The organism is Salinisphaera sp. T31B1 (assembly GCF_040361275.1).
In the GTDB taxonomy this organism is placed as follows: Bacteria; Pseudomonadota; Gammaproteobacteria; order Nevskiales; family Salinisphaeraceae; genus Salinisphaera.
The window spans coordinates 384317-407208 of sequence record NZ_APNH01000002.1 but is presented as its reverse complement, the minus strand read 5'-3'; the positions used below and the strand labels follow the sequence as shown (position 1 = coordinate 407208).

General features: G+C 64.2%; 21 protein-coding genes. 8 read left to right on the top strand and 13 right to left on the bottom strand.

Going from position 1 to position 22892, the window contains the following annotated elements:
• Window positions 1–79: 79 nt before the first annotated feature.
• A complete protein-coding gene (locus T31B1_RS08735) occupies window positions 80–841 on the top strand; it encodes a metal ABC transporter permease (RefSeq protein WP_353249099.1) in 762 nt (253 codons plus the stop codon).
• A 77-nt stretch (window positions 842–918) separates the two neighbouring features.
• Here the strand turns inward: T31B1_RS08735 and T31B1_RS08730 are convergent, their stop codons facing one another.
• The gene (locus T31B1_RS08730; protein ID WP_353249098.1) at window positions 919–1773 is read right to left on the bottom strand and encodes an N-acetylmuramoyl-L-alanine amidase; all 855 of its coding nucleotides are present in this window, start codon (window positions 1771–1773) and stop codon (window positions 919–921) included.
• 122 nt (window positions 1774–1895) lie between these two features.
• Here T31B1_RS08730 and hrpA point away from each other — a divergent pair, with 122 nt between their 5' ends.
• Window positions 1896–5849 (top strand): ATP-dependent RNA helicase HrpA, encoded by a 3954-nt coding sequence (gene hrpA, locus T31B1_RS08725; RefSeq protein ID WP_353249097.1) that lies wholly within the window; start codon window positions 1896–1898, stop codon window positions 5847–5849.
• Between the two features lie 8 nt (window positions 5850–5857).
• On the opposite strand, the gene T31B1_RS08720 is transcribed toward hrpA, so the two are convergent.
• Together T31B1_RS08720 and T31B1_RS08715 are read right to left on the bottom strand one after the other, a co-directional pair.
• Entirely contained in the window at window positions 5858–6436 is a 579-nt protein-coding gene (locus T31B1_RS08720) for a YdcF family protein (protein ID WP_353249096.1), read from the bottom strand.
• Between the two features lie 31 nt (window positions 6437–6467).
• Window positions 6468–7838 carry a GntP family permease gene (locus tag T31B1_RS08715; RefSeq protein WP_353249095.1) on the bottom strand — a complete coding sequence of 457 codons (1371 nt, stop codon included), beginning with the start codon at window positions 7836–7838 and terminating at the stop codon, window positions 6468–6470.
• 263 nt (window positions 7839–8101) lie between these two features.
• On the opposite strand from T31B1_RS08715, the gene T31B1_RS08710 reads away from it, so the two are divergent.
• The 3 genes from T31B1_RS08710 to T31B1_RS08700 all read left to right on the top strand — a co-directional run bounded on the left by T31B1_RS08710 (window position 8102) and on the right by T31B1_RS08700 (window position 10562).
• On the top strand, window positions 8102–9307 hold the full coding sequence (locus tag T31B1_RS08710; protein ID WP_353249094.1) for an MFS transporter: 1206 nt from the start codon (window positions 8102–8104) through the stop codon (window positions 9305–9307).
• A gap of 73 nt (window positions 9308–9380) precedes the next feature.
• Window positions 9381–9911, top strand: a complete 531-nt coding sequence (locus T31B1_RS08705) for an invasion associated locus B family protein (RefSeq protein ID WP_353249093.1) — start codon at window positions 9381–9383, stop codon at window positions 9909–9911.
• Between the two features lie 75 nt (window positions 9912–9986).
• The gene (locus T31B1_RS08700) at window positions 9987–10562 is read left to right on the top strand and encodes a hypothetical protein (RefSeq protein ID WP_353249092.1); all 576 of its coding nucleotides are present in this window, start codon (window positions 9987–9989) and stop codon (window positions 10560–10562) included.
• Here T31B1_RS08700 and T31B1_RS08695 read toward each other — a convergent pair.
• Complete coding sequence (locus T31B1_RS08695) at window positions 10559–11161, bottom strand: acyl carrier protein phosphodiesterase (protein ID WP_353249091.1); 603 nt, start codon at window positions 11159–11161, stop codon at window positions 10559–10561. The genes T31B1_RS08700 and T31B1_RS08695 overlap by 4 nt on opposite strands.
• Window positions 11162–11675: 514 nt before the next feature.
• On the opposite strand from T31B1_RS08695, the gene T31B1_RS08690 reads away from it, so the two are divergent.
• The gene (locus T31B1_RS08690) at window positions 11676–12842 is read left to right on the top strand and encodes an aminotransferase class V-fold PLP-dependent enzyme (RefSeq protein ID WP_353249090.1); all 1167 of its coding nucleotides are present in this window, start codon (window positions 11676–11678) and stop codon (window positions 12840–12842) included.
• A 138-nt stretch (window positions 12843–12980) separates the two neighbouring features.
• Here T31B1_RS08690 and T31B1_RS08685 read toward each other — a convergent pair whose 3' ends face one another.
• The 8 genes from T31B1_RS08685 to T31B1_RS08650 all read right to left on the bottom strand — a co-directional run bounded on the left by T31B1_RS08685 (window position 12981) and on the right by T31B1_RS08650 (window position 18751).
• Complete coding sequence (locus T31B1_RS08685; protein ID WP_353249089.1) at window positions 12981–13616, bottom strand: 2-hydroxychromene-2-carboxylate isomerase; 636 nt, start codon at window positions 13614–13616, stop codon at window positions 12981–12983.
• A 47-nt stretch (window positions 13617–13663) separates the two neighbouring features.
• A complete protein-coding gene (locus tag T31B1_RS08680) occupies window positions 13664–14263 on the bottom strand; it encodes a cysteine hydrolase family protein (protein WP_353249088.1) in 600 nt (199 codons plus the stop codon).
• A gap of 61 nt (window positions 14264–14324) precedes the next feature.
• On the bottom strand, window positions 14325–14789 hold the full coding sequence (locus tag T31B1_RS08675) for a DUF302 domain-containing protein (protein ID WP_353249087.1): 465 nt from the start codon (window positions 14787–14789) through the stop codon (window positions 14325–14327).
• A gap of 141 nt (window positions 14790–14930) precedes the next feature.
• Entirely contained in the window at window positions 14931–15641 is a 711-nt protein-coding gene (locus T31B1_RS08670) for a haloacid dehalogenase type II (RefSeq protein WP_353249086.1), read from the bottom strand.
• A gap of 40 nt (window positions 15642–15681) precedes the next feature.
• Entirely contained in the window at window positions 15682–16308 is a 627-nt protein-coding gene (locus T31B1_RS08665; protein ID WP_353249085.1) for a carbonic anhydrase, read from the bottom strand.
• Window positions 16309–16416: 108 nt separating this feature from the next.
• Window positions 16417–16890: a nuclear transport factor 2 family protein gene (locus tag T31B1_RS08660; RefSeq protein ID WP_353249084.1), complete on the bottom strand. Its 474-nt coding sequence runs from the start codon at window positions 16888–16890 to the stop codon at window positions 16417–16419.
• Window positions 16891–17144: 254 nt separating this feature from the next.
• Window positions 17145–17840 (bottom strand): VIT1/CCC1 transporter family protein, encoded by a 696-nt coding sequence (locus T31B1_RS08655; protein WP_353249605.1) that lies wholly within the window; start codon window positions 17838–17840, stop codon window positions 17145–17147.
• A gap of 458 nt (window positions 17841–18298) precedes the next feature.
• On the bottom strand, window positions 18299–18751 hold the full coding sequence (locus tag T31B1_RS08650) for a YaiI/YqxD family protein (RefSeq protein ID WP_353249083.1): 453 nt from the start codon (window positions 18749–18751) through the stop codon (window positions 18299–18301).
• A 302-nt stretch (window positions 18752–19053) separates the two neighbouring features.
• Between T31B1_RS08650 and T31B1_RS08645 the strand changes: the two genes are divergently transcribed.
• Entirely contained in the window at window positions 19054–20091 is a 1038-nt protein-coding gene (locus tag T31B1_RS08645; RefSeq protein WP_353249082.1) for a GGDEF domain-containing protein, read from the top strand.
• Between the two features lie 40 nt (window positions 20092–20131).
• On the opposite strand, the gene T31B1_RS08640 is transcribed toward T31B1_RS08645, so the two are convergent.
• Complete coding sequence (locus tag T31B1_RS08640) at window positions 20132–20770, bottom strand: hypothetical protein (protein ID WP_353249081.1); 639 nt, start codon at window positions 20768–20770, stop codon at window positions 20132–20134.
• 163 nt (window positions 20771–20933) lie between these two features.
• On the opposite strand from T31B1_RS08640, the gene T31B1_RS08635 reads away from it, so the two are divergent.
• Window positions 20934–22721 (top strand): DEAD/DEAH box helicase, encoded by a 1788-nt coding sequence (locus T31B1_RS08635; protein ID WP_353249080.1) that lies wholly within the window; start codon window positions 20934–20936, stop codon window positions 22719–22721.
• Window positions 22722–22892: the final 171 nt, after the last annotated feature.

The window sequence follows — 22892 nt, the reverse complement described above, 5'->3', positions numbered from 1 at the left end:
GCTAGTTGGATGCGGTGTCCTTGACAGTATCCCGCCATGGCTGTGTTACCGTGATTACACACTCACAGTGGAAGCACCCATGCACCATACGATACGACGCCAATTTTCGTTCATCGCCGGGGCGCTGCTGGCCAGCGGCTTGTTCATGGCCGGCACGGCACAGGCCGCCGACAGCAGTCAGGCCAAGACCGTGCATCTGCGCGGCCAGATCACCCAGGTCAGCGACAGCGGTTTCACGATGAAGACCGATGACGGCAAGACCCGCAAGATCGCCGTCGGCCAGGACACCGGTATCGCCGGCGTGGTCGAGAGCAGCCTGGACGAGGTCACCGAAGGAACGTTCATCGGTACTGCCAACGTCGATGATGGCAGTGGCCACAAGGCGCTGGAAGTGGTGGTGTTTCCGGAGTCCATGAAGGGCACCGGACTGGGTGACTACGCATGGGACCTGTCGCCGTCCGAGGTCAAGAGCAGCGGCTCCTCGCAGATGTCGATGGACAACAGCTCCAGCATGACCAACGGCACGGTCGAATCGACGAAATCGCCGGACAATGGTTCGAAGATGAGTTCGGACTTCAGCATGGGCGGATCGACGATGACCAACGGCACGGTCACCGAGTCGAACGATGGCGATCAGATGCAGGTCAAGGTCGACTACGGCGACGGCAGCAAGATGATCACCATCCCCAAGGACGTGCCGGTGGTGGCGGTCCAGAAGGGTAGCCAGAGCGATATCAAGAAGGACGCGCACGTATTCGTCGTGGCCCCGGCGGGCGATAATGATCCGGTACAAGCCAAGCGAGTGCTGGTCGGCATCGACGGCACCGTACCGCCGATGTAAAAACGGTGAACGGGCCACGGCCTGTCATCACGAACGCAGCGGCGCCTTCGGGCGCCGTTTTTTTTGCCGCAGCCGGATCAGCGATACTTGTCGTTGAGCGCCCACAAGCGCGCGACGGTTTCCAGGTCCGGGGTGCCATCGTAGCGCGCCGGTCGGAAATGCATCTGGAACGACACGAGCACCGCGTGCGTGGTCTGGTCCAGTCGGCCGGTCACCGGCAAGTCGTAGCCGTAGCGGGCCAGCGCGCGCTGGATGTCGGCCAGATCCGGCAGTCGACCGGCAAAGCGGGAGCGATAGGCTGCGACGGTTGTTTCATCCGGCCACGCGCCGATGCCGTGCTGATAAAGCCTGGCCCATGGAAACGCCGGGCCCGGGTCGATCTTGCGGCCGGGCGAGATGTCGGCATGACCCACCACGTTCTCGGGTGCGATATCGTAGCGGGCGATCAGATCGCGTGTCAGGGCGATGACGGCATCGATCTGGGCGTCGCCAAAGCCGGCCCAGGCCGATCCGTTTGCGGTCTTGATCGGCCCGGCATTGACGATCTCGATACCGATCGAACTGTCGTTGAGATGATGCCGACCTGCCCAACTGCTGGTCCCTGCATGCCATGCGCGTTCGAACTCGGGGACCAGTTGACGCACGACCGGCGTGCCACCCTTGGTCGGCGGGGCGGGAGCGACCAGATAATGCGAACTGACCGAAGGGCCGGTCAGCACTTTCACCGCGCGCGGCTCGTCGCCGCCGGTGTAGTGCATCACGATGAAGCGCACACGCTGATTGTAGGCCTGGGCGGCCAGACTCTGGTCCGACCAGTAGCCATTGCGTTGCTTCAGGGTGGCGGGAGTGCAGGCGCCAAGCAACAGCGACAGCCCGACGACAGCCCAGAGTCGGGTCGGCCGGTGAGACGGCCGGGGAGAATCGAAGACCATGAATAACCGAGCGAGTGGCGAGGCACGAAAACAATGGCCGTATTCTGTCAAAATTGGGGCTGGTCGTGCCCGATCTCCGTGCATCCGGCAGGATCATCAGCTCGGTCTTGTCGATCGCATCGTTGTCTGAAACCCGTCATGTCCTATCGCTGCTCAAGCACGCGCCCATGAATGAATCGGCCGATAAACAAATGCTCGGGGCGCTGGGCGATGTGCAGACCCGCGAGCGTCATCGACTGGCGCGCCAGTGGGCACGAGCGAATACCGATGCGGCGCGCAAGCGGATCGCCGGCCGTATTCAGGCCAGTGCCGCAATCACCCGAGAACGCCGCGCCGCACGCGGCGAAGTCACGCTGGCCGAGGGTCTGCCGGTCACCGCGCGGGCCGAGGAGATCGCCGCGGCGCTCGAGACCCATCAGGTCATCGTGGTCTGTGGCGAGACTGGCTCGGGCAAGACCACGCAGCTGCCCAAGATCCTCATGCAGGCAGGTCTGGGCGCCCGTGGACTGATCGGCCATACCCAGCCGCGCCGGCTCGCCGCGCGCAGTGTCGGTCAGCGTATCGCCGAGGAAATCGATACACCCTTCGGGGCGTTGGTCGGTTTCCAGACCCGTTTCGAGAAACGGCTCGGCGATGCAACGCAGATCAAGCTGATGACCGACGGCATTCTGCTGGCGGAAACCGCACGCGATCGGTTTCTCAATGCCTACGAAGCGATCATCATCGACGAAGCGCACGAGCGTACTCTCAACGTGGATTTTCTGCTGGGCTATCTCAAGCAGTTGCTTGGTCGTCGCCCGGATCTGAAGGTGATCGTCACCTCCGCGACCATTGACCCGGACCGATTCGCTCGGTTTTTCGACGACGCGCCGGTAATCAACGTCGAAGGTCGGGGTTATCCCGTGAGCGTGCGTTATCGCCCCCCGGACAGCGACCGCGATCTGCCCGATGCGGTCGAACGCGGTGTGCGCGAGCTCTGGCGGGAAGGCCCGGGCGATATTCTCGTGTTTCTTCCGGGCGAGCGGGATATCCGCGACTGCGAACGACACCTGTCCCGGGCGCTGGCCGGCGACAAGCACAACGCCGAGATCGTACCGCTGTATGCGCGCCTGACACGTGCCGCGCAGAACCGGATCTTCTCGACCAGTCGAGGCCGCCGCGTCGTACTGTCGACCAACGTTGCCGAGACCTCGCTGACCGTGCCGGGTATCCGTTACGTCATCGACACCGGACTGGCACGCATCAGCCGCTATTCCACCGCGGCCAAGGTCCAGCGCCTGCCTATCGAGCCGGTGTCCCAGGCCAGTTGCAACCAGCGCGCCGGCCGCTGCGGCCGCGTGGCGCCCGGCATCTGTATCCGTCTGTTCGACGAAGACGACTACGACAATCGGCCGGCGTTCACCGACCCGGAGATTCGCCGCACCAACCTGGCGAACGTTTTGCTGACGATGGCCGAGCTGCGGCTGGGCGACATCGAATCGTTTCCGTTCATCGATCCGCCCGAGCGTCGCTATATAAACGATGGGCGCAATCTGCTCGTGCAGCTGCAGGCGCTCGCGGACGGCCGTATCACGGCGTTGGGCCGCCAGTTGGCGCGTCTGCCGCTCGACCCGCGCATTGGACGCATGCTGGTCGCCGGGCATGCGGCCGGTCAGACAACGGCCATGCGGGTGCTGGCGGCCGGTCTGACCATTCAGGACCCGCGCGAACGCCCGGCGGGCCAGCGTGAGGCCGCCGATCAGGCACAACGGGTGTTTGCCGACCCGAGGTCGGATTTCGTCAGCCTGCTCAAGCTCTGGGATGCGTACGGTGCGGCCCGTCGGCTATCGAGTAACCGGGAACTGCGGCGCTGGTGCAGCGACCACTTCGTAAACTTCATGCGGATGCGTGAATGGGAGGACCTGGCCCGTCAGCTGCGCCGTATCGGACACGATTTGGGGCTGGGCGGCTCGCCGTCACGTGAGTATCTCGCCGAGGCTGACTTCGCCTTGCTTCATCAGGCACTGCTGACCGGGCTGCTCGACCATATCGGACAGCTCGACGACAAGGGCGAGTATCTGGGGGCGCGTGGCCGCAAATTCCGTATCTTTCCCGGATCGGGCCTGGCGCGGAAGAACCCAAAATGGCTGGTAGCCGGCGAGCTGATCGAAACCAGCCGTCTGTTCGCGCATACGGTTGCCGGCGTGGATCCGAAATGGATCGAGTCCGCCGCGGGGCATCTGGTGACCCGCGAGCATTATGACCCGCATTGGGAAAAGCGGCGCGGCCAAGTCGCCGCGCGCGAGCGGGTCAAGCTGTTCGGGCTGACCCTTGCCGACGGACGCAAGGTCGACTTCGGCCGTATCGACCCGGCAGTGGCGCGGGAGATATTCATTCGCGATGGGCTTGTCGCCCTGGAGATGACCGACCGTCGCGGGCGCGAGCCTGACTTCGTCGCGCACAACCGGATGATCGTCGAGGACATCGCGGACCAGGAGGCGCGCTTCCGGCGTCGCGACTTGCTCGTCGACGAGACCACACAGGAGCGCTTCTACGACGCCGTGCTGCCGGCCGAGGTGTGCGACCGTAAGACGCTGGAGCAATGGCTCAAGACACACGACGATACGGCGCTGTATTTCGACGAAGACGCGCTGCAGCGTCACGCGGGCATCGAACTGCCCGAGGCCGCCTATCCGCAGACGTTGCGACTGGGAGATCTCCCGGTCGCACTTGATTACGCGTTCGAGCCCGGCACCGAGGTCGACGGGGTGACCGCTCGAGTACCGCTGGCGGCGTTGAACCAGATGTCGACCGAGCGCGCGCAGTGGCTCGTGCCGGGCCTGCTCGAGGAAAAATATCGCGAATATCTCAAGGCGCTGCCCAAGACACTGCGCCGCCAGGTTGTGCCGGTGCCCGATTTCGCACGGGCGGCCGCCGAGCGTGCCGAGTTCGGCAGCGGCGACCCGGAAACCGCGTTGCGAGAGGCGATCCGCGCGATGACCGGCGTCATCATCCCCGACGACGCCTGGGACGATTTCACGCCCAGCGCGCATCTGCGCATGCGCTTTGCGATCGTCGACGAAGACGGCGAGACGGTCGCGACCGGCCGCGATCTCGACGTGCTTCGGGAGGAACTCGGTGAGCGGGCGCGCGCCGCGGTGGTGGGCGCTGCCGATGACGATCTGACCCAGCGCGGTCTGACAGCATGGCCGGATCAGCCCATGGCCGACCCTGTGGCGCTGCGCCATGCCGGAGTGACGGTACAGGCGACGCCTACACTCATCGATCGCGGCGACTCGGTCGATCTCGAACTGCTGGACGATGCCGGCGAGGCCGAACGGGCGCATCGTTACGGTGTGATCCGTCTCGCCCGCCTGGCCGCCGCCAAGCAGTGCCGGCTGATCAAGCGGGATCTGGATCAGCTCAAGCGTTTCGCCGTCATCAAGCAGGTCGACCCGCCGAGCACCGCATTGATCGATGGCGATCTGGTCGCGCGGCTGGTGGCGGACGCCGAGCCGGCGTTGCTGGCGGATCTGCTGACCACGCTGATCGCCCGGCGTATGGGCGATGTGCCCCGGGATCGGGCGGGTTTCGATACGCTCGTCGATTCATTGCAACGCCATCTCATGGCCGATGCCGTGGCGCTGTGGGAACCGGTCCGCGCCGCGCTGACCCGTTGGGAAGCGGTGCGCAAGCGACTTGGCAAGAACGTCGGACTCGACTGGATGACCGCTATCGAAGATATCAACGATCAACTGGCTCATCTGCTGCCCGTGGGCTTCATCACCGCTTCGCGCGAGGCGGGCGGCCACGCGCGCCACCTGGCCCGGTATCTGAACGCCATCGAACAGCGACTGGACAAGCTCGAACGCGAAGGTGCAGCGGCCGACAAGGCACGCATGCGCCAGATCAGCCCGTACTGGCAGGCGTACAAACAGCGTGCCGAACGCGCCGTGCGGCGCGGCGAGATACCGTCGACGCTGATCGAGCTGCGCTGGATGATCGAGGAATACCGGGTACAGGTCTTTGCACAGCCCCTGGGTACGGCGATCAAGGTATCGGCCAAGCGGCTGGATGGCGTACTCGCCGAGCTTTAGCCGGCGGCTCACCACCACGCCGCGCGCCCGAGTAGCTGGTAGGCAAACAACTTGTAGGTCTCGCGCAGGCGCCGGTCCCTCGACATGGGCACAGCGGCCGGCGCGCTGCAGAACGCCAGCCGCGGGCACTGTCGCTTGGCCGTCAGATACGCTCGGGCGGCGTGAAAACGGTCCGTGACGATGGCTACACGGTCGGCCTCGCTGAGGGCCGGCAGGGCACAGCTGAACGCAAAGTTCTGTGCCGTCGAGCGGGCGTTGTCTTCGATCGCGATATCCGTGGATGGCACGCCCAGGCGCACGGCTTCGCGGGCTAGCCGCGGCGCGGAATCGCCGCCATGTCCGGCACCGCTGAATAGCAGGTCTGTGACCCGCGCGCCTTGATACAGTGCCACCGCGTGTCGGGTGCGGCGAAAGGCCGGGCCGCCGCTGAGCACCAGCGCGACCGTGTGCGCGCCGCGCGGCTCCAGTGGGCAGGGCACGGGAGCCGAGCCGATACGAAGGTAGTCGGCCAGGGCCAGGCCGAGCATTGTGATCACCATGAGCCCGGCAGCCAGCCCGAGGCCGGCCGCGGTACGGCGTGCCGTCATAGCCAGGCTCGATCGACCGTGCAGGGCCGGATTAGAGCAACACGAGGCTGAACAGCCACACGACGACGATGCCGGTCAGCCCCTGGATCAGCGTCGCCACGGTTTGTGCGCGGTAGGCGAGCGCGACCGGCATGCGACTGAACTGCGATACGACCCAGAAGAAGCTGTCGTTGGCGTGCGAGACGGTCATCGCACCGGCACCGATGGCCAGCACGCACAGGGTGCGGCCCATGTCGCTGTCGAGGCCGATATCGCCCAGCAGCGGTGCAACCAGCGCGGAGGTCGTGACCAGTGCCACCGTGGACGATCCTTGTGCGCTCTTGAGTGCCGCCGCTACGACAAAAGGCATGAACACGCCGATGCCCAGCGAGGACAGGGTTTCGCCGATGAAGCCGGCCAGCGGTGTCGCCTTGAGTACGGCGCCGAAGGCCCCGCCGGCGCCGGTGATCAACAGGATCGGTGCGGCCGCGGTGATGCCGGCGCTGACATGCTCCTGGAAGACGGGCAGGCGATTATCGCGGCCGATCAGAAAGAACGCGGCGACAACACCGGTGCTGAGTGCAATCAGCGGGCTGCCGAAAAACCGCAGCGTGTTCGCGACCAGGCCGTCGCCCAGAGGTGCCGAAGGGAAGGCAGCCAGTGAGCCCAGGCAGATCAGGGCGATCGGCAGTACGATCGGCGCGAAACTGGCTGCAACGCCGGGCAGGGCGCCGCGTTCGCGCCGAAACGCTGCAAAGGCATCTTCATCTTCGATCTGCTGGCCGGCGTCTGTCAGCAGGCCGGCGTCGGCGTCGTCCAGGCTCAGGAAACGATTGGCCCAGAGCATGCCGGCGAGTGCGGTGACCAGCGCAACCACGGCACCGAGCACGATCAGCAGGCCGAGGTTGTCGCCCAGCCCGAGATTACCGGCGGCGGCGATCGGCCCCGGCGTGGGCGGCACGAAGGTGTGAGTCGCATACAGCCCGGTGGCCAGGGCTACGCTCATGGCGGTCACCGAGACCTTCATCCGTGCCGCTACGGCGTTCTTCAGCGAGTTGAGGATCACATAGCCCGAATCGCAGAAGACCGGAATCGAGACCAGATAGCCGATCAGCGTCATGGTCAGCGTTGGAAAACGATCGCCGAGGCGTCGGATGATGCTCTCGGCCATGGTCAGAGCCGCACCGGTCTTCTCCAGAATCACGCCGATAATGGTGCCGAGCACGATCACCAGCCCGATGCTGCCGAGAATACCGCCGAAGCCCTGGCCGATGGCATCGACGATATCCATCGGCGCCAACCCGTAGGCCAGACCGGCCACCAGAGCGGTGAACAGCAATACCACGAACGGATGCAGCTTGGCCCACGACGTGGCCAGCACGATGAATACGATCAGGGCAATCAGAATGAGGGTATAGGTCATGGCAACGATCGCTATTTCGGGCGGCAGGCGGCATCGGTTTGGGCGATGCGGCCAGACATGAACGACCAATATGGCCGACTACGGCCGATCTGAAAACCGCGCCGACGCTTGCCCGCGGGATCGACGGGGCAATGGAGGGGCCCCGTGCGGTTCGACTATCGCGCGGTTGTGCGGCGTGTTGTCGGGATCTGTCGGTTGCATGGCACATGCAGGCGGCGCTAATTTGAATGCGTGGCCCCACCGCGCGAAGCGCCGGTACCGAGATGACATCCTGGACACCCGTACAACGGCATACCGTGATCGCCTGTTTTCTGAGCTGGATGCTCGACGCCTTCGATTTCTTCGTACTGGTATTCATCCTCTCTGATATCGCCGACGACTTCGGCGACAGCGTCGAGAGGGTCTCGCTGGCGATCATGCTCACGCTCGCCGTGCGCCCGATCGGGGCATTGCTGTTCGGTCGGGCGGCGGAGAAGTTCGGCCGCCGGCCGCTGCTCATGATCAATATCGTCATGTTCTCGGTATTCGAGCTGGCCTCGGGTTTTGTGCCCGGACTCATTTCTTTGCTGGTTGTTCGCGTGTTCTACGGCATTGCCATGGGCGGCATCTGGGGCATTGCCTCTTCGCTTGCCATGGAAACCGTTCCGCGCGCGTCGCGGGGATTCGTGTCGGGGCTGTTCCAAGCGGGTTATCCGGCCGGTTACCTCGTAGCCTCGGTGGTGTACGGACTGCTGTTTTCGCTCATCGGATGGCGCGGCCTGTTCATGCTCGGCGTACTGCCGCTACTGCTTGCGGTCTACGTGTATTTCTTCGTGCCCGAGTCGCCGGTCTGGGAAAAGGCCCGACAGGCAAATGAGGCCAACCCTGCGCTGTGGCCACTCATCCGGCGACACGCGCGATTCGTCGCCTATGCGGTCGTGCTGATGGCCGCGTTCAATTTCTTCAGCCACGGCACCCAGGATATTTATCCGACCTTTCTCAAGGAGCAGCACGGCTTCGCACCCCATACCGTGAGCTTCATCGCGATCTGCTACAACATCGCCGCCATTTTGGGTGGACTGTCTTTCGGCATGCTTTCACAGCGGATCGGCCGACGTCGGGCCATTGCGTTGGCCGCGCTGCTTTCATTGCCAGTGATTCCGCTCTGGGCGTATGCAGGCAGCGTGCTCTGGCTAACGATCGGCGCCTTTGCCATGCAGTTCATGGTCCAGGGAGCATGGGGCGTGGTGCCGGCCTATCTCAACGAATCCTCGCCGCCCGGGAGTCGCGCCGTGCTGCCCGGATTCGTATACCAGCTGGGCAATTTCGTGGCGGCCTCGAATGCGACCCTGCAAGCGGCAATTGCCAGTCTCGACCACGGCAACTACTCTCTGGCGCTTGCCGTGGTGGCCGCGACCGTTGCCGTGGTGATCGCGGTTGTCGCCATGCTCGGGCGCGAAACCCGCGACACGGAGATGGCGCACGCATGACGCTGGTTCGAAGGGTCCATGTCCGGCATTATCTTTAGTAAGGTGTGTTTAAATCGTATTGGGGAAGAACAAGATGTCCGAACGTTTTCTGTCCGGGTTCGCTGCGTTTGTCCTGCTGGCCGGCGTGGTGTTTGCCGCACCCGGCATGGCTCAGTCCGGCGCTCAATCCGCCGCGGACAATGCCGATGTAAAGACCTACCAGGACTGGCAGGTCCGCTGCCCGAAGGATCGCAGCAACGGCGGCTGCGAGATGACCCAACTGGTCAACAATCCGGACAACGGCAAGCCGATTCTGCGGGTGGTGATGGGGTATCCGCCGGAAATCCAGACCGCAGCGATGATCTTCATCCTGCCGCTGGGTACTCGTCTGGCGCCTGGTGTCCAGCTGACCGTCGACGGTGGCAAGCCCAATACGTTTCCATTCCAGATTTGTCTCGAGCAGGGATGCCGAGCCGACTTCCCGGTCGAGGACGGTCTGCGTAATCGTCTGCGCTCGGGCAGCAATGCCACGGTCAGCCTGATCGGCCCGCGCGGCGAACGAATCGATCTCAAGGTCTCGCTGCAGGGTTTCACGGACGCCGACAACGCGATCCGCGGCGGCTAGGCGCCGGTTTTTCCAAGCGTCGGCCCGCCATCGCCATCGTCGGGAGGGTGTCGAGGGCTGCAAGGGAGGGGTGTGATGAGTGCGTTTGCCGAGCAGAATCCGGCCGATGACACGGCGGCGTTCGCCGCCTTCGGGCGGGACTTTCTGCGCCATGCGGTAACCCAGGCGCGGGTCGAAGCCGCCTTGGCGAATCTGGCCGGCAATCAGATCGATTTCGGCCCCCGCAAGGTCGGCCCGGGTGGGTTGGCCAGTATCCGTGCCGAGGGCGCGGTCAGCCAGCCCAGCGTCGCGCCGATGGCCGGTGAGGCGGTGCGTTACGCGATCACACTGCCGATCGAGCTCGAACTGGTCGTGCGCCTGGCGGCCCACGACCATCGCTTTGTCGCGGAGATGGCGGCTCGACTGACATTGACGGCGCGGCCGCGCGATACCCTGCGAATCTTCATCGACGTCCCGGCGCCGACCGAGCGCGACGTGGAGGTCAATGTGACCGCGCAGGGCCTGCGCGCCTCGGTGCTGGATGTCGTAGCGGACGTTGAAGGCGAGCTCAAGCGGGTCGTCGCGCGTCAGATCGCCCGCCAGATCGACTCGGATCGCATTCGCGAGATGCGGGATATCGACGTCGCCGCCCGGCTTGAGAAAAACGCCTAGGTAGCGCTTGCGGGTGGCTGGTCCGTCGTGCGCACGAGCAAGCACACATGGGCCTCGAGATCGGTTACCAGTGAAGCAAGCGCTTCGTCGAACAGCGGTTCGAGCGCCTCGAGCCTGGGCAGCGCCTCGCCGACCGGATTGTCGCGCCGGAGGCGCGAGGCGACCGAATCCAGCGCTCGCTGGATACCCCGGGGCCGTTGATAGTCAGCCATGACACGCCCGAGTCCTTGCATGCGCCCGGCCGGGACCGGCGCGTGGGCCGGCCATTCCGCGATGACCTGATCCTGGGCCATTTGCGTGAATCGGCGAAGATCGTCCGAGTGATAGGCAGGCCATGCACGGGCAAGACTGGCATCGAAGCCGATATCCACGAGGATGCCGGCGTAGCGTCGAAGCGGCGGTGCAAATTGCCGACGTAGATCACGATGGGCCGGATGATCGTCACTGATCCGGTCAATAGCGCGATGGAGCGCGATGCCCTGTTCGATCGGGGCCGGATAGTCACCGACGAGCCTGCCTTTGATCATGTCGCCCAGAATCTGTCCGGCGAAAGAGGTACCGCTACGGTGTGCCAGCAGGCAGTGCGCGAGCAGGTTCATCGCCGGCGCCGGCCATGCCCGTACGTCCGCATATACCCTCGGGGCCAAGAATCCGGCGCCACCAGGCTACGCGTCCGCTCGCACCGGCTCGGGCCGCGCTTGCCGGCAGCGAGCGGCCGCCAAACCAGTCCGACGGTTACCGGATGCACGAGCGATCCACGCGTTTTTAGGCGTCGTGAACGACAATCGTCGAGCGGCTGGGGGAGCCGCGTGCCCCGAGCCGTCGCCCGGGTTGGCGAGCCGCCGTTCACGGGTATCGGTTGAACGACGCACAGCGCGGGCACGTCTGCTGCAGCCACGACGCGTGCGCAAGGCCACTGGCAGGGCCCGTAACCGGCGCTCGGGGGTAGTCGTAGGGCCGGATTTGAACGCTGCGGCCAGTAGCTCTCAGAATGCATCCCTAGGGTCGGCTCGATCGGGGCGTCCCACAAGTGTAACCGCAATACCGCGACGCGCCGCCGTTGCGGCATTTGTGCCACCATGAGTGCCGGATACAGCGCTGCGGAGACAGCCGATGACGGATACATGGTCACACGTCGACCCGGACGGGTTGATGGAATATTCCGTGGTCTATACCGACCGCGCGCTCAATCACATGTCAGCACGCTTCAAGCATGTATTGGTTGATATCTCGGCGGTGCTCAAGCGCGTTTACAACGCTTATTCATCGATCATCGTCCCCGGTAGCGGCACCTTTGGGATGGAAGCGGTCGCGCGGCAGTTCGCTGGCGGCGAGCCGGTCCTGGTGCTGCGCAACGGCTGGTTCAGTTATCGCTGGTCGCAGATTCTCGACACCGGCGGTATACCCATATCCACAACGGTACTCAAGGCGCGTCGCAACGCACACGACCATCATGCGCCCTTCGTACCCGCGCCGATCGACGAAGTCGTGGCCACGATCCGTTGCGAACGGCCGGCCGTGGTGTTCGCACCGCACACCGAAACATCCGCCGGCCTGCGACTGCCGGCCGATTATCTACAAGCGGTTGGCGCCGCGGTCCACGAGCACGGCGGCTTGTTCGTGCTGGACTGTATCGCCTCGGGTGTCGACTGGGTCGATATGCAGGCCTGCGGGGTGGATGTGCTGATCAGTGCGCCGCAGAAAGGCTGGAGTGCAACGCCTTGTTGCGCGATGGTGATGCTCAGCGCGCATGCCCGCAAGCGGATCGAAGATACGCGAAGCAGCAGCTATGCCTGCGATCTGCGCAAGTGGCTTGAGATCATGGAAACCTACGAGGCGGGTGGGCAGGCCTATCATGCGACCATGCCTACGGATGGCCTCGTCCGGCTGCTGGATATGATGCGCGAAACGGAGGTCCTCGGTTTCGAGCGCCTGCGGGAGCGCCAGTACGAACTGGGCCGGAAAGTGCGCGGATTACTGGAGGCGCATGGCTTTGCCAGTGTCGCCGCGGACGGGTTTCAGTCCTCGGGTGTGGTGGTCAGCTATACCGACGATGACGAGATTCAGTCCGGCCGACGGTTTGCCCAAGCCGGTGTCCAGATCGCCGCGGGTGTACCGCTGATGTGCGATGAAGGCGAATCGTTCAGTTCGTTCCGTATCGGTCTGTTCGGGCTGGATAAATTGCAGCACGTGGATGAGGCGGTCGCGCGCTTCGAACAGGCGCTTGTGCATGTCGCCAAGGCCCGGGCCGACGTCACCGCGCGCGGGGCGGTGTCGTAGGATACATGCTTGTCTGCGCGTGCCGCAGGGTGCGGGTTGCCTGAATCTGCGCCGATCGCAGCGGTCGCCGACCTGGTGGCCCGCCGAACGCGACGGGCGCTGGTGTCACTCCGCAATCGTGCGAAACCTCCCGAGCCGCTAGCGAGCCCGTACGACACCGGTGGGCAGGGTATCCAGGCGCCGTAGCTCGGGGTCGTCGAGTATGGCCGGGTCGTCCAGATAGGCGGCAGCGAACGGGATTGCATCCGCGCCCCAGAACAGTTCACCGTCGATCGCCAGCGTCGGCACGCCGAACACGCCGGCCCGAATGGCCGATTCGGTCTGCTCGCGAAGCGTTTGCTTGACCTGTTCGGCCGTGAGCGCCGACTGGTCAATCGCGTATTCGCGGGCTGTGTCTGCCAGGCCACGCTCGTCGGCGGGGTCTGCACCCGTCGTCCACAGCCGCTCGAAGATGGTATCGATGATTTGCCAACGACAGCCGCCGGCAATAGCCAGGCGTAACCAACCCAGCGGATTGAACGGATGCGCGGACGGGAAACGCAAGGGCAGTCCCGCGTCGCAGGCCTGCCAGTGGGCCATGCGGTAGGTCCACTGTCGCTTAGGCTCGATCTCGGCCGGACCCAGCTGGCCATGGTGTCCCAGTATGGCAGCGAGCAAGACGGGCCGCGGCTGGATGGGCCGGTGCGTGTCGAGTTCGGCCAAACGGTGCCGCGCGATATACGCGAACGGTGACACGAAGTCGAAATACCAGTCGATTGGCGCAGCTTGCTTCATACACCGGGTATCGACTGAATGCCCTTGCGGTCGCCGTGGTCTGTACGTCAGTCCGGCAGATCCGCGACGTCGTCAACGACCACGCCGAACAGATCGGCGATGCTGGCCAGGCTGGCGTCGTGCAGGGCGCGTGCCGATACGACGTCGCGGCCACGAGGCAGATCGCGCGTCGCCGTCGCTGCCGCCACGACGGTCGGTGCATAACCGAGGTTGAATGCGCCGCGCGCGGTCGAATTGACGCACATATGTGTCATGAAGCCGCCCAGCACGAGATTGTTCACGCCCGCGGCACGCAGTTCCTTGTCGAGATCGGTATTCACGAAGCTGTTGGGATGTGTTTTGGTCACCACCGACTCGCCGTCGGCCGGTGCGACTTCGTCGGCGATCTGACCGAGGTGCGTATTGAGATCATACGGGGAGCCTTCGCCGGCATCGTGGCGGATATGAAAGATCGGTACGCCCAGCCCGCGCGCCCGTTCCAGCAGTCGAGCGGCCTGTTCCAGAGCGGCTTCGACGCCGCTCAACGCCATGACGCCCTCACGGTAGGTGTTCTGGCAATCGATGAGAATCAACGCCGAATCCGACAATCCCGGCGGCTGATCGCTCAGCCCGGAAACCGAGCGCAAGGTTTTCAAGCCAGTGGTCATCACGCATCTCCCATTTGTTTCGACGCTCCGGTACGAACCGCGCCGAGCGATCAGTGTGAGCCTAATCGTCGCCGCGTGCTACGGTAGCCTCGGCGAGACCGGCGAGCGCTTTGGTGATCGGTGCGACGGCCGCACAATCGTCGACATCGTGACGCTTGGCGATATAGTCCGGATCGTTGTAGCTCAGCCAGACCTGGCCGTTGGCATCGCGGTAGATCAACGCCTTGAGCGGCAGATCGATACCGACCGTCTGTGCGCACTGCATGAACGGAGTCCCGCCTTTCGGGTTGCCGAATATCACCACGGTGGTGGGGCGCAACGACAGTCCGGCCGTTTGGGCGCCGGCGGCATGATCGACCGTAGCAAAGATCGTCAGCCCCTTGTCTTCTGCGCGTTCGACGAAGCGCGCCACGGTCTGGTCGACTGAATAAGGGCTCTGGCGCTGTATCAAGCCATCGGCTGCCAGTGCATGGCCATACATGACGACCGACAATAAAACTGAGGAAAACAAGGATATACGGCGCATATGTGAGCCTTTTGTTTATTCTCTCGTCCCGCGTGACGCAGGCTCCGTTGTTCATCCTGTTTCGAGAAAACCGGAATAATCGATTGATAAAATTGTTATAGTTGTTCTCGACACGGTTTGACGGTGGCCGCCAGCCGTGCTTCAGGATGTGCAGTCGAGCTGCCTGGCGAGGTCGATCAGATCCGCTGCGTGGAAATCGTTGTGTTCGGAGCCGGTCACGTCCTTGGGTCGATCCGCGCCGAATTCATGAACGCGTTCTATATAGGCTGTTTTCAGTCCGCATTCACGCGCTGCGTCCAGATCGCTTTGATGCGCGGCTACCATCATAACCTCGGCGGGATCGGCGTCGAATATGTCGGCAACGCCCAGATAGGTCTGTCGATCCGGCTTGTAGTGACGAAACACCTCCGCCGACAGGATCAGATCCCAGGGCATGCCGGCATGCTTGGCCATGTCGGCGAGCAGGCCAAGATTGCCATTCGACAACGTACAAAGGGTGAAACGGGTCTTCAGGCGCGTCAGCCCTTCAACGGTATCCGGCCATGGATCGAGCCGATGCCAGATTCGGTTGAGCGCATGACAGGTAGTCTCGTCGAGTGCCACGTCGTATCGTGCGAGCACCTCGTCGAGATTCATGCGATGCAGATCGTCGATACGTGTCCAGCCCAGTTCGCCGGACCGTACCCGCGCCATCGCGGGTTTGTACTCGGCCCGCCACGCTCGGGCGAAATCGGCGCCGTCCACGCCGAGCCCGAGCGACTCCACCTCCCGTGCGACGCTGGTATGCCAGTCGGCTACCGTGCCGAATACGTCGAACGCAAGGATACGTGGCAGTTGTCCGGGTGTGGTCATGACAAACGCTCGTCCGGGAAAGGATTGAAAGCGGCGCGGCTCAGGCCTGAACGCTGTCTTCGAGAAATTCGACCTTGCCGGTTTCGATGGCGTATTCCGCGCCGACAATGGTCAGGGATCCGTCGCTGATCAGGTTTTCCAGAATGTCAGAGCCGCGCCGGAGTTGACGAACCGAGCGATGTACATTGGCCCGTACCGCTTCCCGTATCAGTGCGGTGTGGTCGTGGCGTAGATCGGTGAGTAGCAGCTTCTCGACCGAAGGCTGCACACGCTTGACGATCGCCTGCAGATTCGGCGACTGGTTCTCGGTCGGTTGCTGGAGCTCTGACAATGTGGCAGTCACGGCACCGCACTGCGTATGCCCCAGCACAACGACCAGCGGCGTGCCGAACATGGCAGCCGCGAACTCGACGCTGCCGATCTGCGACGGCGATACGATGTTACCGGCCACCCGGATCACGAACAGATCACCCAGGCCTTGAGTGAACACCAGTTCGGCCGGCACCCGCGCATCCGAACAGCCTAGGATAATGGCGATCGGCTTCTGCTCCTGCACCAGCTCGGCACGCGGTGCATGGTTGGCGAGGGTTTCGTTCTGTTCGATGTTTTCGACGAACCGTTGGTTTCCCTTCTTGAGCCTATCGAGAGCTTGTTCGGCGGTCAGCATGCGCGTAGAAATCCTTGCGTCGATCGATGGGTTGGCAGCCGCAGTATAACCACAGGCTTTGGCGCCACGAAAAAGCCGGTATTGTGCTGTCGACTCACGGCCATGTGATCACAAGCCCAGCTCACTCAACCCGGGATGATCCTCGGGGCGCGGCTGACCGGCGGGCCAGTGGAACAGCCGCTGGGATGAACTGATTGCTACATCGTTGATGCTCGCTTCACGTCGAACCATGAGCCCATGGTCGTCGAACGCCCATTGCTCGTTGCCATAGGCACGAAACCACCGGCCATCGTCGTCGTGATACTCGTACTGGAACCGCACCGCGATACGAGCCTCGTGAAAGGCCCAGAGCTCCTTGATGAGCCGGTATTCGTGTTCGGTGTCCCATTTATGACGGAGAAACGCCACGATAGCCTCGCGGCCGGTCAGAAACGTGGCGCGGTTGCGCCATGCGCTATCGACGGTATAGGCCAGCGAAACCTTGTCCGGGTCGCGACTGTTCCATGCGTTTTCGGCCAGCCGGACCTTGCGGGTGGCGCTGTCGAGATCAAAGGGCGGAAACGGCGGCTTGTCGGTACTCATCACGGCACGCGCACGGCAATAGGACGAAAATGCAGAATACCCGGACGCGGCGTTGGGCAAAACCTCGCCTTGGACGATGCCTGTGCGGATTGGAACGGTGTTGCTATCAAGCGCGCTTAGATGCCGGACGACGGCCGCCCCATGGCCGGGATCGCGCCGATGCGCACACCGTATGGCCCGGCAACTTGGGCAACATACGCTTGCGGGCCGCGCATCCGGGTGTCATTGCGGCGCCGTCGGCGGTCAGCAGGGCCTTAGATCGCTGTGCCGACCAGGGCGCCGACCGCCGCGGTCAAGCCCATGGCCAATGCGCCCCAGAACGTCACACGAGCCGTAGCCCGGCCCACGGGCGCGCCGCCGGCAGCGGCCGCCAGGCCGCCCAGCAGGCTCAGGCATGCCAGCGCGCTTACGCTGACACTCCATAGTCGAACGGTTGGCGGCGACAGCCAGGCCACCAGCAGCGGCAAACTCGCCCCGATGGCGAAAGTCAGCGCCGAGGCCAGCGCCGCCTGTACCGGTCGGGGCGAGGCGGTGTCGGTTAGGCCGAGTTCATCACGCGCGTGGGCTCCCAGTGCATCGTGGGCCATGAGCTGGGTAGCGACCCGGGCTGCGAGCGCGTGCTCCAGGCCACGTTCAACATAGATCGCGGTCAATTCGGCCTGTTCGTTCAGCGGATCGGTGGCCAGCTCACGGCGTTCCCGTTCCAGCTCGGCGCGCTCGGTATCGGCCTGGGAACTGACCGAGACATACTCGCCGGCGGCCATCGACATGGCACCGGCAACCAGGCCCGCCGCACCCGCCAGCAGAATGCTCCCGGCATCCGCGTGGCCGGCCGCCACGCCCATGATCAAGCTGGCCGTCGATACAATGCCGTCGTTGGCCCCTAGCACCGCCGCCCGCAACCAGCCGATCCGTCCGATGCGATGGCGCTCGACATGGCGCGGCTTGATATCGATCTCTGGCTCGACCATGGCGGTCACCTCGGGTGGGACGGTCACTCACGAAACGTGCCGAACGCCCGCGTCCGCGCTCGGGACGAGGGGACGGATCAGCGACGCACGCTCATGCGAGCGCGGTATAGCATGCCGGCTTCGAATATGACGAACGAATCGCCCGTGCGCCCGATCGCGCGGTCGATACGACCAAGCGTCGCTCTGCTGCTGTCGCTATTCATGCGAGCCTGCTCAGCCCGACCGCTCCGGGCCGATCGGATGGATAGCGCGCGGTGCCGGACAGGCCCTGGCCGGAGGCGCGTCGGCGGGCAGCGCTGTTGGCATCGGGGGCGCTTGGTCGTCGGTGCTTTCGGGTTCGTCCAGCGCGAGGCTGCCCTGCAGGCTCGGCACGGCTCGTCCGGTCGCATTTCGGCCGACATGCACACGGCGGGGCCGGACAAAACGCCGCCTACTCGTCAGGATTTGAGCTGTCGCGTTAAAAGACGATCGAGTTGGTTGGCAAAGCGTTGCCGGTCGGTGTGGTTCATGGCATCCGGGCCGCCGCTGTGCAGGCCGGATGCGCGTAGCGTTTCCACGAAATCGCGCATGCCCAGCCGCGCTTTTATGGTGTCGGCGGTATAGAGCTCGCCACGAGGGCTGAGCGCACGGGCCTGACGATCAAGTGCCTCGGCGGCCAGGGCGATGTCGGCCGTGATCACCAGATCGCCCGCGCTCAGCCGTTTGACGATCTCGTCATCGGCTACATCGAAACCCGAAGCCACCTGTACCGCATCGATCTGCGGAGCGCGCGGCACGTTAATCGGCTGGTTGGCCACCAGGGTGACGGCCACGCCAGTCCGACGGGAGGCCTTGAACAGGATCTGCTTGATCACCACCGGGCAGGCGTCGGCATCGACCCAGATATGCATGAACGCGGTATCTCGAAAATGAAACGTCGTACGATCGCCGCCGGCCATCGTGGGAGCGCCAGCCTAGCTGAGCTGCCCTTGCGTGGGAAATCAGGCCGCGCGGGCGGGGCGTTGTCGAGGTGGCCCGCCGCTCGAGACGCGGTCCGGACAGGAGATGGCGTTTCGTATTTGTGGCCGGTGCTTTATGCGATCGCCAGGGTGCGCGATACTTGAAGTCCTCGTACGGGAGAATGAGTGTTGATCTGGATCACCCCGCATGCGCCGGCAGACGTTCGGTGCGGCATCCAGAGTCGGAGGCGTGTGTGAGCGGTCTTGCCGAACAGTCGCCCACGCCTCGGTTTCAGCCGGCCGGTTATCGCCGGGCGGTGCTGCAGGCCCTGCTCGCGCTGACTGTGATCTGCGGCGCGGTGTTTATCGTCATCAATCTGCGTATTGGCAATCTGCCGTTGGCGATGGCCGAAGCCGGCATGGGGCTCTATGCGCTGGTGCTGATGCTGGTAGTCAAGCGCACGCGTCGGCTCGAGCGGTTGGCGCTGGCGTATCTGTTGCCTTTCTGCACCGTGATGATGTTTGCACTCGCCAGCCCGTTGACGGGCTCGAGTGTCTTCATCTGGGTGCTGCTGATCCCGGTGGTTTCGCATCTGTTGCTGGGGCGCTGGCTGGGCGGGGCGCTGGCGCTGGCCTACCTGGTGATCGCGGCGGGGATCTTTGTATGGCGACACGGCACGAACAGCGTGGAGAGCCAGTCGATCGAGGTCATCGCGAATATCCTGCTCGCCGCGCTGTGCATTTTCGTGTTCTCGCATATCCATGAATACAGCCGGGAGCGGGCCGATCGGGCGTTGCTGCGATTGGCGATGGCCGACCCGCTGACCGGCCTGGCCAACCGGGCTCGGTTTCTCGATCGTACGGCCGCAGAGCAGGCACGACACGCGCGCAAGGGCACGCCCTTTGCCGTACTGATTGTCGATCTGGATTTCTTCAAACAGGTCAACGACAGCCATGGGCATGCGGTCGGCGATATCGTGTTGCGCACGATTGCTGACGTCATTCGCAGGCAGGTCGGCTCCGAGGATCTGGCGGCGCGCCTGGGCGGCGAGGAGTTCGCCGTGTTGCTGGTCGACTGCGATCGCCGCGATGCCCGCGCCCGGGCCGACCGTCTGTGCCGGTCGATCGCCGACACCCATACCCGGCACGGGTCGGATGCGATTCGGGTGACCGCAAGCATCGGTATCGGCTGTGTGGATGTGGACGGCAACGAGTTCGATTCGCTGTTCTCGGCGGCCGATGCCCGTCTCTATCAGGCCAAGGCCGGCGGCCGTAACCGGGTGGTCGCCTGAGGCGGGCTTTCGTCATCGGGCGACACGCGCGGCCTACGGATCAGCGTCTGGGCGATTGGCACGCCGATGTCCGGGAATCGCTTGCAGGGGCCTCGCGGGGCCGATCACCGCCGCCGATCGGCGGCGGGTGACGCGAGTCGAAGACCGTAGTCGCCTCGAACAGGCCGCTGTAGTCCTCGGGGAGGTCGCTCAGGCGTCGGATCGGACGCCGGTGAAAGATATCGACATGCGAGCCGATTCGCCACCAGCGGCGCGTGAGATGGTCGATATCGTCGGCCGACAGCTGACGACCGTCGGCACGCCAGGTCTGGATATCGGCAAGCAGACATGCCAGCAACAAATCTGCGGCTTTGAGCGCGCCGTAGAAACGCACCACCCGTGCAAAGCACAGGGGCAGATACGCGGACAGCTCCGGTAGCAGCCGGTCGTAGAGGGTGAAATCCGACGGCGTGAAATGTGCGCCGTGGGCGATCGGGCGCCCGGGCTGCAATCCCGTATCGATGAGGGCGTTCATGAACCGGGCATGATCGACCCACTCCGCAGCGTGAAGACGGATATCGAACAGCAGGGCGTGCCGAATCGCACGGCGTCGCAGGTACCACGTGGCGAGCTGCTTGCTCATCCAACCGAATACGGCTACCAGAACGCCACCCGTCAGCGCGAGCAGTTGCTTGTCCATGATCCCGCCTCCGCTTGCTACGAGTATGGCCCGGGCGTGAGACGGCGCCAAGTGCGGCGCCACGCGCACCACCGGAAACGGTTAGAATGAGATGCCGCATCCGAGGATCGCGGCTTTTTTCAAGCGGGCATATCCTCCGTGCCCCTGCCCATATAGGCATTGCATGACTTCCCCTCAGTCACTCGAATCATCCCCCGTCACTTTCGACGCGCTGGGACTGTCGGACGCCGTGATGTCGGCGCTGACGTCGGTCGGTTACGAAACCCCGTCGCCCATCCAGGCAGCCACGATCCCGCCTCTGTTGGCCGGACGCGATGTTCTGGGCCAGGCCCAGACCGGAACCGGCAAGACGGCGGCGTTCGCCTTGCCGATACTTTCGCGACTGGCGGCCGGCCAGAGCCGTACACCCAAGGCGCTGGTGCTGGCACCGACCCGCGAACTCGCCATCCAGGTCGCCGAGGCGTTCCAGCGTTACGCATCACACATCAAGGGCTTTCACGTGCTGCCGATTTACGGTGGCCAGGGCTATGGCCCGCAGCTGGCCGCGCTCAAGCGCGGTGTGGACGTAGTGGTCGGTACGCCCGGGCGCGTGATGGATCATCTCAAGCGCGGCACGCTGCGCCTGGATTCGCTCGACTGGCTAGTGCTCGACGAAGCCGACGAGATGCTGAGAATGGGCTTCATCGAGGATGTGGAATGGATCTTCGAGCACACGCCGGCCGAGCGCCAGGTCGCGCTGTTCTCGGCGACCATGCCATCGGCGATCCGGCGGATTGCCAAAACGCACCTGCGTGATCCGCAGGAACTGACGATCCAGAACAAGACCTCGACGGCGATCAATATTCGTCAGCGGTACTGGATCGTCGGCGGCGGCATGAGCAAGCTGGATGCGCTCACGCGCCTGCTGGAGGCCGAGCCCTTCGACGGCATGCTGGTGTTCGCACGAACCAAGAAGGCGACCGACGAACTGGCCGAAAGGCTCAGCGCGCGCGGTTACGCCTGCGCAGCGCTCAATGGCGATATCCCTCAGCAGCAGCGCGAGCGTACGGTGGCACGACTGAAGAACGGGGCGGTCGACATCATCGTGGCCACCGATGTCGCCGCACGTGGGCTCGACGTGGAGCGAATCAGCCACGTCATCAATTTCGATATTCCGCACGATACCGAATCCTATGTGCACCGGATCGGGCGAACGGGTCGAGCCGGGCGCACCGGAGACGCCATCCTGTTCGTCACGATGCGTGAAAAGCGGCTGTTCAAGGCGATCGAACATGCCACTCGGCAGCCGATCGAACCTATGTCGCTGCCCAGCCGGGCAGACGTGCAGGCTCAGCGCGTGGCCAAATTCACTGCTCGGATCAGCGAGACACTTGCCAGCGAATCGCTCGACGACCACCGCACGCTGGTCGGCGATTATGCCCGCGAACACGATATCGATCTGCTGGACCTGGCCGCCGCGCTCGCCCGCATGGCACAAGGCGCGGATCTGACCCCGCCGTCTTCGGTCGGTTCGCGCGAGCCTGAGGGCGCGGGGCAGTTCGAAAGCAAGCCAGCCGCACGCAAGACCAAGCGCGCCCCCGATTCCGAGCTGGAGACATTCCGGATCGAGGTCGGCCATGCGCACGGCGTGGAGCCGCGTAACATCGTTGGGGCCATCGCCAACGAGGCGGGCGTGGACAGCCGCGACATCGGGCGGATCGATATTCGCGACGATCATAGTCTGGTCGACCTGCCGCTGGGCATGCCCGACGACATATTCGCGCATCTCAAGACGGTATGGGTGGCCAACCGACAACTGGCCATCAGCCGGGTGGACGGCGCGTTTCCTGCGCCGGCGCCGGGACGCAAGTCAAAACGCGACGATAAACCGCGGACCAAGTCGAAAAAGAAGGCCAAGACCCGGGCCGGCAAGAAGCCGGCTGCGAAAAAACCTCGGAAGGCACGTAGTTAGCCTGGGCGTTCTAGCTGTCGAGCCCGGTTTGGCGGCTCGCTCGGTGCGACGCCCGGTCAGTGGATCGACCCAGCGGCTGTCGGTCAGCCGGGCCCGTTCACCAATGGGCTCGCCGCCGGGATTCGATGGTCAGTTCCGATCGTGCGTAGGTGCGCGGTCGGATGGCAGACG

Coding starts and splice junctions, on each gene's coding strand:
- T31B1_RS08735 (WP_353249099.1), top strand. CDS start 80: ATGCACCATACGATACGACGCCAATTTTCGTTCATCGCCGGGGCGCTG.
- T31B1_RS08730 (WP_353249098.1), bottom strand. CDS start 1,773: ATGGTCTTCGATTCTCCCCGGCCGTCTCACCGGCCGACCCGACTCTGG.
- T31B1_RS08720 (WP_353249096.1), bottom strand. CDS start 6,436: ATGACGGCACGCCGTACCGCGGCCGGCCTCGGGCTGGCTGCCGGGCTC.
- T31B1_RS08715 (WP_353249095.1), bottom strand. CDS start 7,838: ATGACCTATACCCTCATTCTGATTGCCCTGATCGTATTCATCGTGCTG.
- T31B1_RS08710 (WP_353249094.1), top strand. CDS start 8,102: ATGACATCCTGGACACCCGTACAACGGCATACCGTGATCGCCTGTTTT.
- T31B1_RS08705 (WP_353249093.1), top strand. CDS start 9,381: ATGTCCGAACGTTTTCTGTCCGGGTTCGCTGCGTTTGTCCTGCTGGCC.
- T31B1_RS08700 (WP_353249092.1), top strand. CDS start 9,987: ATGAGTGCGTTTGCCGAGCAGAATCCGGCCGATGACACGGCGGCGTTC.
- T31B1_RS08695 (WP_353249091.1), bottom strand. CDS start 11,161: ATGAACCTGCTCGCGCACTGCCTGCTGGCACACCGTAGCGGTACCTCT.
- T31B1_RS08690 (WP_353249090.1), top strand. CDS start 11,676: ATGACGGATACATGGTCACACGTCGACCCGGACGGGTTGATGGAATAT.
- T31B1_RS08685 (WP_353249089.1), bottom strand. CDS start 13,616: ATGAAGCAAGCTGCGCCAATCGACTGGTATTTCGACTTCGTGTCACCG.
- T31B1_RS08680 (WP_353249088.1), bottom strand. CDS start 14,263: ATGACCACTGGCTTGAAAACCTTGCGCTCGGTTTCCGGGCTGAGCGAT.
- T31B1_RS08675 (WP_353249087.1), bottom strand. CDS start 14,789: ATGCGCCGTATATCCTTGTTTTCCTCAGTTTTATTGTCGGTCGTCATG.
- T31B1_RS08670 (WP_353249086.1), bottom strand. CDS start 15,641: ATGACCACACCCGGACAACTGCCACGTATCCTTGCGTTCGACGTATTC.
- T31B1_RS08665 (WP_353249085.1), bottom strand. CDS start 16,308: ATGCTGACCGCCGAACAAGCTCTCGATAGGCTCAAGAAGGGAAACCAA.
- T31B1_RS08660 (WP_353249084.1), bottom strand. CDS start 16,890: ATGAGTACCGACAAGCCGCCGTTTCCGCCCTTTGATCTCGACAGCGCC.
- T31B1_RS08650 (WP_353249083.1), bottom strand. CDS start 18,751: ATGCATATCTGGGTCGATGCCGACGCCTGCCCGGTGGTGATCAAGCAG.
- T31B1_RS08640 (WP_353249081.1), bottom strand. CDS start 20,770: ATGGACAAGCAACTGCTCGCGCTGACGGGTGGCGTTCTGGTAGCCGTA.
- T31B1_RS08635 (WP_353249080.1), top strand. CDS start 20,934: ATGACTTCCCCTCAGTCACTCGAATCATCCCCCGTCACTTTCGACGCG.